This window comes from Sphingopyxis sp. PAMC25046 (genome assembly GCF_004795895.1).
Classification (GTDB): Bacteria; Pseudomonadota; Alphaproteobacteria; order Sphingomonadales; family Sphingomonadaceae; genus Sphingopyxis.
The window spans coordinates 3587719-3600380 of record NZ_CP039250.1; the positions used below are offsets into that span (position 1 = coordinate 3587719).

The 12662-nt window shown below is 65.2% G+C and carries 13 protein-coding genes and 1 riboswitch; of the genes, 8 read left to right on the forward strand and 5 right to left on the reverse strand.

What is annotated here, in order from left to right:
• The first annotated feature begins 23 nt into the window (after positions 1-23).
• The 5 genes from E5675_RS16845 to E5675_RS16865 all read left to right on the forward strand — a co-directional run bounded on the left by E5675_RS16845 (position 24) and on the right by E5675_RS16865 (position 4456).
• Positions 24-2063 carry a thioredoxin family protein gene (locus E5675_RS16845; RefSeq protein ID WP_348769810.1) on the forward strand — a complete coding sequence of 680 codons (2040 nt, stop codon included), beginning with the start codon at positions 24-26 and terminating at the stop codon, positions 2061-2063.
• Positions 2063-2803, forward strand: a complete 741-nt coding sequence (locus E5675_RS16850; RefSeq protein ID WP_136175509.1) for a TlyA family RNA methyltransferase — start codon at positions 2063-2065, stop codon at positions 2801-2803. The genes E5675_RS16845 and E5675_RS16850 overlap by 1 nt, the downstream gene beginning before the upstream one ends.
• Positions 2804-2864: 61 nt before the next feature.
• Complete coding sequence (locus tag E5675_RS16855; protein WP_136175510.1) at positions 2865-3416, forward strand: TspO/MBR family protein; 552 nt, start codon at positions 2865-2867, stop codon at positions 3414-3416.
• A 49-nt stretch (positions 3417-3465) separates the two neighbouring features.
• Positions 3466-3813 (forward strand): accessory factor UbiK family protein, encoded by a 348-nt coding sequence (locus tag E5675_RS16860; protein ID WP_136175511.1) that lies wholly within the window; start codon positions 3466-3468, stop codon positions 3811-3813.
• 136 nt (positions 3814-3949) lie between these two features.
• On the forward strand, positions 3950-4456 hold the full coding sequence (locus E5675_RS16865; RefSeq protein ID WP_136175512.1) for a YbjN domain-containing protein: 507 nt from the start codon (positions 3950-3952) through the stop codon (positions 4454-4456).
• A gap of 27 nt (positions 4457-4483) precedes the next feature.
• On the opposite strand, the gene E5675_RS16870 is transcribed toward E5675_RS16865, so the two are convergent.
• The 5 genes from E5675_RS16870 to E5675_RS16890 form a co-directional block, all read right to left on the reverse strand.
• The gene (locus E5675_RS16870; protein WP_136175513.1) at positions 4484-5437 is read right to left on the reverse strand and encodes a right-handed parallel beta-helix repeat-containing protein; all 954 of its coding nucleotides are present in this window, start codon (positions 5435-5437) and stop codon (positions 4484-4486) included.
• Between the two features lie 93 nt (positions 5438-5530).
• Positions 5531-8152 (reverse strand): methionine synthase, encoded by a 2622-nt coding sequence (gene metH, locus E5675_RS16875; RefSeq protein WP_210727687.1) that lies wholly within the window; start codon positions 8150-8152, stop codon positions 5531-5533.
• 123 nt (positions 8153-8275) lie between these two features.
• Positions 8276-9322, reverse strand: a complete 1047-nt coding sequence (locus E5675_RS16880) for a homocysteine S-methyltransferase family protein (protein ID WP_136176545.1) — start codon at positions 9320-9322, stop codon at positions 8276-8278.
• On the reverse strand, positions 9322-10260 hold the full coding sequence (gene metF, locus E5675_RS16885; RefSeq protein WP_136175515.1) for a methylenetetrahydrofolate reductase: 939 nt from the start codon (positions 10258-10260) through the stop codon (positions 9322-9324). Before metF ends, E5675_RS16880 begins: the two co-directional genes overlap by 1 nt.
• Positions 10257-11243 (reverse strand): metalloregulator ArsR/SmtB family transcription factor, encoded by a 987-nt coding sequence (locus E5675_RS16890; RefSeq protein WP_136175516.1) that lies wholly within the window; start codon positions 11241-11243, stop codon positions 10257-10259. Before E5675_RS16890 ends, metF begins: the two co-directional genes overlap by 4 nt.
• Before the next feature lie 232 nt (positions 11244-11475).
• Here E5675_RS16890 and E5675_RS16895 point away from each other — a divergent pair, with 232 nt between their 5' ends.
• The 3 genes from E5675_RS16895 to E5675_RS16905 all read left to right on the forward strand — a co-directional run bounded on the left by E5675_RS16895 (position 11476) and on the right by E5675_RS16905 (position 12549).
• The gene (locus tag E5675_RS16895; protein WP_037554099.1) at positions 11476-11808 is read left to right on the forward strand and encodes a hypothetical protein; all 333 of its coding nucleotides are present in this window, start codon (positions 11476-11478) and stop codon (positions 11806-11808) included.
• 171 nt (positions 11809-11979) lie between these two features.
• Positions 11980-12276, forward strand: coding sequence for an entericidin EcnAB (locus E5675_RS16900; protein WP_136175517.1), 297 nt, complete (start codon positions 11980-11982; stop codon positions 12274-12276).
• Between the two features lie 75 nt (positions 12277-12351).
• Positions 12352-12549, forward strand: a complete 198-nt coding sequence (locus E5675_RS16905; protein WP_247594662.1) for a hypothetical protein — start codon at positions 12352-12354, stop codon at positions 12547-12549.
• 32 nt (positions 12550-12581) lie between these two features.
• Positions 12582-12662: riboswitch (ZMP/ZTP riboswitch) on the forward strand.

The window sequence follows — 12662 nt, forward strand, 5'->3', positions numbered from 1 at the left end:
TGAATTTGCAGAGTGAGGCTTTTGTGACACGGGTAGCGCGCGCGGTATTGGCCTTGCTGGCTTTGACCGTCGCCGCCTTCACCCCCGCGCACGCGCAATCGACGCATATCCAGCCCAAGCTCGTTGCAGAGTCGGCCGCGCCGATCCCGGGCGGCACGACGACGCTCGCGCTCACAATGACGCCCGACAAGACGTGGCACGGCTATTGGGTCAATGGCGGCGATGCGGGCTTCGGCCTGTCGGTGGAATGGAACGCGCCCGAGGGGGTAACGATTGCGCCCTTCCACTACCCCGTTCCCGATGCGCTGATCCTCTTCGGCATGATGAACCATGTCTATGAACATCCCTATGCGCTGCTCGCCGAGGTGAAGGTCGACAAAGGCATCGCGCCGGGCACCGACCTGACGCTGTCGGGGATCGCCAACTGGCTCGCCTGCACCGACAAGGTGTGCGTTCCCGAAAGGGCGGTGATCTCGGTCGCGCTCAAAGCGGGCGACGGAGCCGTCTCCGCCACGTCACGCGAACAATTCGACGGCTGGCGCGCGCTGCTTCCGCAGCCGCTCGACCGGCACGGCAGCTGGGAGCGGCGCGGCGAGATGGTGCGCTTCGCCATTCCCCTGCCCGCCAGCACCCAAGTCGAAGCGCCGCATCTGTTCGTCGAGACGCAGGATGTGGTCGATTATGCCGCGCCCCAGCAGTTCAGCCGCAACAGCGATCAGATCATCGTCGAGATGCGCGCCAAGGGCGAAAAGACTGGGCCGATTTCGGCGCTGTTGAAGCTCGGCGGCGGACGCGGCCTGTCGGTCAAGCTCGAACCCGGCACCGTGCCGGCCGCGGGCGAGGCGATCGCCGGATCGTCGGACGCGATCGACAGCACGTTGTTCTGGACTGCACTCGGCGGCGCGATCCTCGGCGGGCTGATTCTCAACCTGATGCCCTGCGTCTTTCCGATCCTCAGCCTCAAAGCGCTTAGCCTCGCGCGGTCGGGTGGCGACGCAAAGGCCGCCAGGGTCGAGGCGCTCGCCTACACCGCCGGCGCGGTCGTCACCGCGCTGCTGCTCGGCGGCGCATTGCTTGCGCTCCGCGCGGCGGGCGAGCAGGTCGGCTGGGCCTTTCAGTTGCAGCATCCGGTGAGCGTGCTCGCACTGCTGATCCTCTCGCTCGCGATCACATTGAACCTGCTCGGATATTATGAACTGCCGTCCTTCGGCGGCGGGCAGGCGTTCGCCGAAAAGGGCGGCGCGGCGGGCGGCTTCTGGACCGGTGCGCTCGCCGCCTTCGTCGCCACCCCGTGCAGCGGGCCGCTGCTCGGCGCAGCACTCGGTGCGACATTGGTGCTGCCAGCGTGGGCGGCGCTGCCGATCTTCGGCGGATTGGGCCTGGGGCTGGCCCTGCCCTTCCTCGCGATCGGTTTCGTTCCCGCCTTGCGACGCCGCCTGCCCAAACCGGGCCCGTGGATGGACCGGTTCCGCAAATGGATGGCGCTGCCGATGGGGCTGACTACGCTGGCATTGGCATGGCTTCTATGGCGGCAACTCGGCAGCGGCGAACAACTTCTCTGGCCCATCCTCGCCGTCGCGATGGCGCTCGTCCTCCTGACCCACTACGGCGCGATCCAGCGCGGCGACCGGCGGTCGTGGCTGTTGATCGCATCAGGCCTGCTGCTCGTCGTCAGCCTTGCGGGCACGGTAACCGAAGTGGCTGAAGCCGAGCGCACGACGAGCGGCACGGGATCGACCTTCTCCCCCGAGGCGCTCGCCAGCGCGCGCGAGACTGGGAAGCCCGTCTTCGTCTATTTCACCGCCGACTGGTGCCTGTCGTGCAAGGCGAACGAAGCCGGCGCGATCGAGCGCGACGCGGTGCAAAAGGCTTTCGACAAAGCGGGCGTCGTGACGCTCGTCGGCGACTGGACCAATGGCGATCCGGTGATCACGCGCACGCTCGCCGAGCATGGCCGAAACAGCGTGCCGCTCTATCTCTGGTATGCCCCCGGCTCGGCAAAACCCGAAATCCTGCCGCAGATCCTGACGCCTGGTCTGCTCACCGACAAGGTGGGCGGTTGATGGCGAAACAGCGCGCCGACCAGTTGCTCGTCGACCGCGGCCTTGCCGAAAGCCGGACACGCGCGCAGGCGCTGATCCTTGCCGGGCTTGCTTTCGTCGGCGACCGCAAGATCGACAAGGCGGGACAGCAGATTGCCGACGATGCCGAGATCAGCGTCAAGGGCCGCGATCACCCATGGGTGTCGCGCGGCGGGATCAAGCTCGACCATGCGCTCAGGCATCTGGGCTGGGACGTGAGCGACGCGGTTGCGATCGATGTCGGATCGTCGACCGGCGGGTTCACCGACGTGTTGCTCAGCCGCGGCGCCGCGCGCGTCTACGCCGTCGATTCGGGCACCAACCAGCTCGCGTGGAAACTGCGGCAGGACGCGCGGGTCGTCGTTCACGAACAGACGAGCGCGCGCATCCTGACCGCAGACCATATCCCCGAGTCCGTCGACCTGATCGTTTGTGACGCGAGCTTCATCGCGCTGTCGAAGGTGCTGCCGGTGCCCATGAGCTTCGCGAAACCCGGTGCCCGCATGGTCGCGCTGATCAAGCCGCAATTCGAGGCCGAGCGTCGCGAAGTCGGCAAAAAGGGGGTGGTGCGTGATGCCGAGGTGCATGCGCGCGTTTGCGCCGAGGTGCGAGATTGGCTGCAAAGCGAAGGCTGGGACGTCGCCGACCTCGTTGAAAGCCCGATCACCGGACCCGAAGGCAATGTCGAATTTCTGATTGCGGCGGTGAATCGAGCCGCTTGACGCTGCGCCGCGCAATCGCGACACAAATGCAACGGATTCGCATTTGGGGGATATTGCGGACATGACCGAAATCGCGACACACGGGCAGCTTCGCATGTCCTATTTGCGCTGGGCGCTCGTCACCGTGCCGGCGATCGTGCTGATCGGCAGCCTGATGGGGCTTTTGTCGAACAGCGGTTATGGCAATCGCTGGTTCGCCGCGCTCGACCTGCCGTCGATCACGCCGCCAGGCTGGGTGTTCGGCACGGTATGGCCGATCCTCTATATCTGCCTCGGCCTGTCGCTCGCGATGATCCTCCATGCGCGCGGCGCCAAGGGACGCGGCTTCGCGCTGCTGCTCTTCTTCGTCCAACTGATTGCCAATTTCGCCTGGTCGCCGCTCTTCTTCGGCCAGCATCAGGTGACGACCGCGCTCTATCTCATCATCTTCATCCTGATGGTCACGATCGCGACCGCCTTTGCCTTTGCGCCGATCCGCAAGGCAGCCGCATGGCTTCTCGTGCCCTATATGGTCTGGCTCAGCTTTGCCGCGATCCTCAATTTTCAGATCGATCAGCGCAATCCCGACGCCGAAACCCTTGTCCCCGCCGCCGCCAGCACCCAGATAAGGTGAAGGCGCAAGGGACCACCTGGGGGCCACCCCCGACGAAGGAATATCAGACATGCAGAGCGAAAACCGCTTTTTCGACGACCTCGCCAAGATGGTGAACGGCATTGCCGGGACCGTCGCGGGCGCCGGCCGCGAAGCCGAAGCCGCGATGCGCGACCGTGCGAAGGAATTTGTCGGTCGCATGGATTTCGTCAGCCGCGAGGAATTTGAGGCGGTGAAGCAGATGGCCGCCACCGCGCGCGCCGAAGCCGAAGCGCTGAAAGCGCGCCTCGACAAGCTTGAAGGAGTCGCGAAGCCGGCCGCTGCCCCGAAGGTCGCGGCAAAGCCCGCCGCTACCAAGCCGACCGCGAAACCCGCTGCCAAGCCCGCGGCGAAACCCAAGGCCGCTCCCAAGAAATGATCGTCACCCCGGCGAAAGCCGGGGTCTCGACCTCGCCTTCGGCTGCACCGTCGAGATCGGGCATTCGCCAGGATGACGATTGGCGGTGAGACCTGCAGACTCGCTACTTCGCGCAAGAACGGCTAGGGCGACGCGCATGAGTGACGATCTATACGACGACGATGACGGCCAGGACGCGGCGCCGATGGAGATGCTGGCGTCCTATTTCGCCGCGCACGACTGGCCGCACGAGATGGTCGGCGAAGATGAGATCGTCGCGACCGCGCAGGGCAGCTGGACGACCTACGAGCTGCGCGCGGTGTGGCGTCCCGATGACGGGGTGATCCAGCTTCTCGCCTTTCCCGACATCCGTGTCGTCGAGGACAAGCGCACGGTGGCGCACGAGGCGCTGGCGATGATCAACGAGCAGCTCTGGCTCGGCCATTTCGAGCTCTGGTCGAACAGTGGCACGATCCTCTTCCGCCACGGCATGCTAGTCGGCGCCGATGCGGGGCTGTCGCTCGACCTGACCGAGACGCTCATCGAAAGCGCAATCGACGAATGCGAACGCTTCTATCCGGTGTTCCAGTTCGTGCTTTGGGGCGGCAAGACCCCGGCCGAGGCGCTCGCAGCGTCGCTCATCGAGACGCGCGGCGAGGCTTAACCCCCTCCTTCCCCCGGGTGAGGTGCGTTACCGCTTCTCGAACTTCGTCAGCCCTGTGCCCAGTTCATTCGGCCCGATCGCCAGCGCCTCGCCGCTCCAGTCGGCCACGAACACCGACCGGCGATCGATACCCGCGGGCAGGCTCGCGCGATTGCCCTCGATAACGAGTCCGCGTGACGGATTCTTGCGCTCTTCGGCCGCGACGGCGATGAAAGCAGAATAGTTTTCCTTGTCGCGCCCTTGCACGAACAGATTGTTCGAAATCCGCCCGACCGATCCCGAGGACAGGTCGATCATATAATTGGTCGCCTTCCCTTGCGTATCGTCGAAGCTGTTGTCGTTGACGTCGACCTCAGCCGCGCGGGTCTTCAGATAATGGCCGCCACTGCCCTTTTCGAAACGCGAGCGGGTGACGGCAACGCGGCCGTAGATGCCGGTGTAGACGCTATGCGCGCAGCTCAATCCGCGGTCGCAGCGGCCAAGGCGCGAAAAGGTCGAACGGTCGATCGTCAACGTCGCGTCGGGATCGTCCGCGGTGAGAATGCCCTCCTCACTATTGCGAAACATCGCGTTCACGACGTCGAGATCGCTGGTTTCGAGCCGGATGCCCGCGCCATTCCCGTCGGGAACGCGCATATTCTGGAAGACGACACCGTCAACGCGCGCCCCGGCGCCGCGCAGAACAAGCGCCGCCTTGCCCTCGCACGTCACCCCGTCGAAGATCGCGCGGCCCGGCTCGGCGGCGACGAACGCGATGCGCCCCGCGGTCTGCACCGCGCAATCGCGGTGATAGCCGGGGGCGATACGGATTGTCCCCTCGCCCTCGCCGATCGCATCGACGGCGTCCTGCAAGCGCGAAAAGCCCCGGCCGTCGACACTGTAAGGCGCGCCGCCCGTCTGAGCGGGAAGCGGCATCGGCGCCAGAAGCAGCGGAAGGGCGAGCAGCGGCAGCACGGGCCGGCGAAGGATCGAGGTAAACATGTGCCGCCCATAGCGGCTTTTGGCGCGCCCGTCGTCGGCGAAGCTGGTTAATCCGGCGGCTGTCCCCTTATCGGACAGCCGCCGGCAAGCGCGTTAATCGAGGTTGGGACGCAGCCAGCGCGTCGCGGTTTCGATATCGACCCCGCGGCGCTGCGCATAATCTTCAAGCTGGTCGCTCCCGATCCGCGCGACGCCGAAATACTGGCTTTCGGGGTGGCCGAAATAGAAGCCGCTAACCGCTGCGGTCGGCAGCATCGCAAAACTTTCGGTGAGCACCAGCCCAGCATTCTCGCCCGCGGCGAGCAGGTCGAACAGGATCGGCTTCAGGCTATGGTCGGGACAGGCCGGATAGCCGGGGGCCGGGCGGATGCCGCGATATTCTTCCTTGATCAGCGCCTCGTTGGTGAGCTGTTCGCCGGGCGCATAGCCCCAGAGCGTCGTGCGAACATGCTGGTGCAGCCGCTCGGCGAACGCCTCGGCGAAGCGGTCGGCGAGCGCCTTCAGCAATATGTCCGAATAATCGTCCTTGTCGGCGCGGAAACGCTCCGAATGCGGTTCGATACCGTGGATGCCGACCGCAAAGCCGCCCATCCAGTCGCCCGCGGGATCGATGAAGTCGGCGAGGCACATATTGGCGCGGTCGCGGCTCTTCTTGATCTGCTGGCGCAGGAAGGGAAGCGTCACATGCCGTTCCTCTTCGGCGAGGTGGATCGTGACGCTGTCGCCGTCGCGCGCGCACGGCCAGAAGGCGCAGACGCCGCGCGCGGTCAGCCATTTTTCGGCGATCAGCTTGTCGAGCATCGCATCGGCGTCGGCCTTGAGCGCCCGCGCCGTCTCGCCGACCACCTCGTCGTCGAGGATCGACGGATAGGTGCCGTGCAGCTCCCACGCGCGGAAGAAGGGCGTCCAGTCGAAACATTCGCGCAGATCTTCGAGCGACCAGTCGTCGAAACGGTGCAGCCCGGGCTGCAACGGCGGCGCCGGCTTGTCGCTGAGATAGGCGTCGTAATAATTGGCACGCGCCTCTTCGAGCGTATGCAACACGCTCTGTCCCTTGCCCGCGCGCACATCGCGGACATGCTCATAATCGTCCTTATAACCCTGCACATAGGCGTCGCGCCCGGTGTCGCTGACGAGCGCCGTCGCGACGCCGACCGCGCGGCTCGCGTCGAGGACGTGGAGCACCGGGCCCTTGTAGGCCGGGTCGATGCGCAGCGCGGTGTGGACCTTCGAGGTCGTCGCACCGCCGATCAGCAGCGGCATCGTCATGCCCGCGCGCTGCATTTCCTCGGCCACCGTCACCATCTCGTCGAGCGAGGGGGTGATCAGGCCCGAGAGGCCGATCATGTCGGCGTCATTCTCGTTCGCCGCCTCGAGGATCTTCGACCAGGGCACCATCACGCCAAGGTCGACGATCTCGAAGCCGTTGCACTGAAGCACCACACCGACGATATTCTTGCCGATGTCGTGGACGTCGCCCTTGACGGTCGCCATCACGACCTTGCCCTTGCCTTTCGCGCCGGGTTCCTTCGAAGCCTCGATGAAGGGCAAGAGGTGCGCCACCGCCTTCTTCATCACGCGCGCCGATTTGACGACCTGCGGCAGGAACATCTTTCCCGACCCGAACAGGTCGCCGACGACGTTCATTCCGTCCATCAGCGGCCCTTCGATGACTTCGATCGGGCGCGGCATCGCGAGGCGCATCTCCTCGGTATCGCCGACGATATAGGCGTCGATGCCCTTGACCAGCGCATGTTCGAGCCGCTTTTCGACCGCCCAGCCGCGCCATTCCTCGGCCGCCTTTTCCTGCGCCGCATTCGTGCCCTTATAGCGTTCGGCAAGCGCGATGAGACGCTCGGTCGGGCTTAGCTCTTCGCCTTCGACCTTGCGGTTGAGGATCACATCCTCGCACGCAGTGCGCAGTTCGGGGTCGATCGTGTCGTAGACATCGAGCTGCCCGGCGTTGACGATTGCCATGTCGAGCCCGGCGGGGATTGCATAGTAAAGGAAAACGCTGTGCATCGCGCGGCGCACCGTCTCGTTGCCGCGAAAGCCGAAGGACAGGTTCGAGAGACCGCCCGAAAAATGCGCGTGCGGGCAGCGGACACGAATTTCCTTCACCGCCTCGATGAAGTCGACGGCATAATTATCATGCTCTTCGAGCCCCGTCGCGACGGCGAAGATATTGGGGTCGAAGATGATGTCCTCGGGCGGGAAGCCGATGGTCATGAGCAGCTTGTAGGCGCGCTCGCAAATCTCGATCTTGCGGTCCTTGGTGTCGGCCTGCCCGACCTCGTCGAACGCCATCACGACGACCGCGGCGCCATAGGCCATGCACTTCCTGGCGTGATCGAGAAATTGCTCCTCGCCTTCCTTCATGCTGATCGAATTGACGATCGGCTTGCCGGGAACGCACTTCAGCCCTGCCTCGATCACATCCCATTTCGAGCTGTCGATCATCACCGGGATGCGCGCGATGTCGGGCTCGGCGGCGATCAGCTTCAAAAAGGTCGTCATCGCATATTCGGCGTCGAGCAGACCCTCGTCCATGTTGACGTCGATGACCTGCGCGCCGTTCTCGACCTGCTGGCGCGCAACTTCGACCGCCGCTGTATAGTCATCGGCGAGGATGAGTTTCTTGAACGCCGCGGAACCCGTGACGTTAGTGCGCTCGCCGATATTGACGAAGCTGGAAGAGGCGTTGGTTTCGGTCATCTTGCTCATCTTGCTCCCCTCCCGCTTGCGGGAGGGGTCGGGGGAAGGTCTGTAGCAAATCTCGGGCGGCGTTCAGGAAGGAAACAGGCCCTCCCCTACCCCCTCCCGCAAGCGCGAGGGGAATTACGCCGCCATCGTGAAGGGTTCGAGTCCCGCAAGCCGCGTGCGCACCGGAACGTCGGGAATATGCCGCGGTGCGAGGCTGTCGACCGCCTTCGCCATCGCCGCGATATGCGCGGGGGTCGACCCGCAGCAGCCGCCGAGAATGTTGACCTGTCCATGCTCGGCCCATTCGCGGACGAGACCCGCCGTCGTGTCGGGCATCTCGTCATATTCGCCGAGTTCGTTGGGAAGCCCCGCGTTCGGATAGACCATCACCAGGGCATCGGCGATTTCAGACAAGACCTTCACATGCGGGCGGAGCTGCGACGCGCCGAACGAGCAGTTGAGCCCGATCGTGAGCGGCTTGGCGTGGCGGACCGCGTACCAGAAGGCCTCGACCGTATGCCCCGACAGATTTCGTCCCGACAGGTCGGTGAGCGTCATCGAGATCATCAGCGGCAATTCGCGTCCGACCTTTCCCTCGGCCTCTATCGTCGCGGCGATCCCCGCCTTGGCATTGAGCGTGTCGAAGATCGTCTCGATCAGGATGAAATCGGCGCCGCCTTCAGCCAGGGCGACGACCTGTTCGAGATAGACGTCCTTCAATTCGTCGAAATCGATCTCGCGATAGCCCGGATTGTTGACGTCGGGCGAAAGCGACAGCGTCTTGTTCGTCGGCCCCACCGCGCCCGCAATGAAACGGCGGCGCCCGTCGAGCGCCTCATATTTGTCGGCGGCTTCGCGGCCAAGCCGCGCGCTTTCATGGTTGATGTCGGCGACGAGATGCTCGGCGCCATAATCGGCCTGGCTGATCCGGTTGGCACTGAACGTATTGGTCGACACAATGTCCGACCCCGCCGCCAGATAGGCTTCGCCGATCGCTGTAACGACGTCGGTCCGCGTCAGCGCGAGGATGTCGTTATTGCCCTTCTGGTCGTGCGACAAGCCGAGCGATCCGGCATAGTCGCCCTCGACCAGCTTCCTGAGCTGGATCTGGGTGCCCCAGCCGCCGTCGGTCAGGAGTATGCGCTCCTTCGCCGCCGCTGCGAGGGCTTCGCGTGCGCTCATCATGCTGCCTGATCCTTTACGGTCGAAACCGGCCGCAGACCCAGCAGATGGCAGATCGCATAGCTGAGCTCGGCGCGGTTGAGGGTGTAGAAGTGGAAATCACGCACGCCGCCCGCGTAAAGACGGCGGCACATTTCGGCGGCGATCGTCGCCGCGACGAGCTGGCGCGCGGCAGGGTGATCGTCGAGCCCGTCGAACAGCGACACCATCCACGCCGGGATTGCGGTGCCGCACATGTTGGCCATGCGACGCGTCTGTGACACGTTCGACACGGGCAAGATGCCGGGAATGATCGGCGCGTCGATCCCCGCCGCCGCCGCCGCATCGCGAAAGCGCAGGAAGCTGTCGGGCGAAAAGAAGAATTGCGTGATCGCGCGCGTCGCGCCGGCGTCGAGCTTGCGCTTCAGATTATCGAGGTCGGCCTGCGGGCAATCGGCATCGGGATGCACCTCGGGATAGGCGGCGACCGAGATGTCGAACGGCGCAATCGCCTTCAGCCCCGCGACCAGCTCGATCGCATTGGCGTAGCCATCCGGATGCGGCCGATAGGGCTCGCCACCCGGGACGTCGCCACGCAGCGCGACGATATGGCGCACGCCCGCATCCCAATAGGCGTGCGCGACCTCATCGATCTCGACGCGCGACGCCTCCACGCAAGTCAGGTGCGCCGCGGGCGGCACGCGACTTTCGGCAGCAATGCGCGCGACAGTCGCGTGGGTGCGTTCGCGCGTCGACCCGCCCGCACCATAGGTGACCGATACGAAACTGGGCGCCAGCGGCTCGAGCGTGCGGAACGTATCCCACAGCTGCGCTTCCATCTTCTCGGTCTTCGGCGGGAAAAATTCGAAGCTGACGCCGATATCGCCTTCGAGATTGGCGAAGAGCGGCGACGCCGCAGCGCGGCGCGCTTCCGCCAGCGAGTTCAAGTTCGACGTCATGCCGCAAGCCTTTTACTTTGCCCGCTTTCGCTAACGGGGGGTTGATCTTCATCGCTGCGACGGCGGCCGAGCCACAGCTTCACGGCCAGCTCCCCGCCTTCGAGCGTCTGGGTGGTTTCGAGCAGCAGGCCCGCCGAGGCGAACCAGCCGCGGATCTGCGCATCCGAAAATCCGAGGCGCGCGTGCGCGGCGAGCGCGCGCAGTTCCTCGTCCTCGTGCGGCGCGAAATCGACGACGAGTAGATGGCCGCCGCCGCGCAGCACGCGGCTCGCCTCGGCGATCACGCGGTCGGGCTCGTGCGCGAAATGGAGCGCCTGGTGGATGACGATGCTGTCGATGCTGGCATCGGCGACCGGCAGGTCGAGGAAATCGCCCTGCAACAGATCGACGGGCACCGGCTGCCGCTCCAGCTTCGTGCGCGCGATACGGAGCATTTCCGGGCTGCGGTCGAGCGCGGTGATCCGGCGCGCGGTCGGCGCGAAAATCTCCGCCATCCGGCCGGTGCCGGTGCCGATGTCGAGCAAATGACCGAGGCGGCGGTTGTGCATCATCGCCAGCATTGCGGCTTCGACTTCGCTCTCGGCGATATGGCGCGACCGGATCGCGTCCCATTCGGCGGCATGCTCGGCGAAATAGCGTTCCGCCGCCGCGACACGCTCGTCGCGCACCGCCGCCAGCCGCCGAGCATCATGCGCGATGACGCGCGTTTCGCGCGCGGAGAAAGGCCATTTCTCCGCCTGACCAATAATCTCGGCGACCGGCCCTTCGCCGGCGATGCGCAGGAAAACCCAGCTTCCCTCGCGCCGCCGCTCGACGATTCCGGCCTCGACAAGGATACGGACATGGCGCGATACGCGCGGCTGGCTCTGGTCGAGAACGATCGCGAGTTCGCCGATCGCAAGCTCCATCTCGCGCAGCAGCGCGACGACTCGCAGTCGCGTCGGATCCGCGAGAGCGCGGAAAATGTCGATAAGCTCACTCACCAAAGGACATATAAAGCTTTCTTTATATCTGGTCAACCAAGCGCCGTGCCACGATTTTCTGCGGTGCGCGCCGCGGTCGTCGCGGCATTGCGACGCAACCGCGGGGCCAATCGTCAAAAGGACGGTTGCACGCCATTTGGCGAGTGGGTAATTCTGCGCGCGATTGGCAATGTCCGGGATCGATCAGTTCCTGTGCCGGTCGATCAGTCCAAATTGAGAGGGGTATTCCCACATGAAGAAATCGATCACTCTGTCGCTCGTCCTCGCCGCTTCGATGGGCCTCGCTGCTTGCGCCGAAAAGGCCGCCGACGACACGGCCGCCACGACCGAAGACGCAGCCGCGACCGTCGAAGGCGCTGCTGACGGCGCGATGGAAGCTGCCGAAGGCGCTGCCGACGCGACCGCCGCCGCCGCTGGCGAAGCCGGCGCCGCCGCCGACGCTGCTGGCGATGCCGCCGCTGCCGGCGACGCCGCCACCGCCACCGACAAGGCGGCCGAAGCTGCCGGCGCTGCCCAGGAAGCCGCCGACGCCGCCAAGGGCGCGATGGAAGAAGCCAAGAAGTAAGCTTCTTTCCGGCCTCTTCGGGGCCGAAGAAACAGGAAGGGGTCGACGGCTTGCCGGCGGCCCCTTTCCTTTTCGGGACAGGCGTCGCAGCGCGGTTGCAAAGCCCCTGATCGCCGGTTAACTCTCTTCCCATGGCCGGCCACCCGGTCATTGCATTCGAAAGGAATACCCATGCGCAAGATCATCATCGCCTCGATGGCCGCCGCGGCCTTCAGCCTCGCCGCCTGCTCGGAAAAGACGCAGGACGCCGCCGGTGAAACCGCCGATTCCATGGCTGACGATGCCGCCGCCGCCGGCGACGCAATGGCCGAAGGCGCCGCCGACGCTGCTGATGCGACCGCGGATGCCGCCGCCGAAGCCGGCAATGCCGTCGAAGGCACGGTGAACGCCGCCGGCGACGCCGCCGACAAGGCCGGCGACAAGATCGCCGAGGAAACCAAGAAGGCCGAAGCCAACGACAAGCAATAAGTCGTCGGCACGCCCTTGGGCTGCTAAGGAGGGGCTCCATCCGGACGGGTGGAGCCCTTTTTTTGTGGAAGACGAATGATGCGAAACCTCGTGCCCGCCGCGGCCCTGCTCGGCCTGCTCGTGATCGGATGCAGCCGCACCGACAATGAACCGGGGCCCGGCGGCGTGACCGTCAGCGAAGCCAAGGCGCTCGACGATGCCGCCGAGATGCTCGAAAGCCGCGACAGCACGCCCCCCGCAGACCAAGCGTCGGCAAGCGAAACAGCCGAATAACCTTTCCTAGCCGCGCTGCGAGGAGTAAAAAGAGGCCGTACCGCGACTGGCGCTGAAGATGGATATCCATCGGGGAGCGGTACCGATGCGAGCCGCGCGCCTGGGTGATCCAC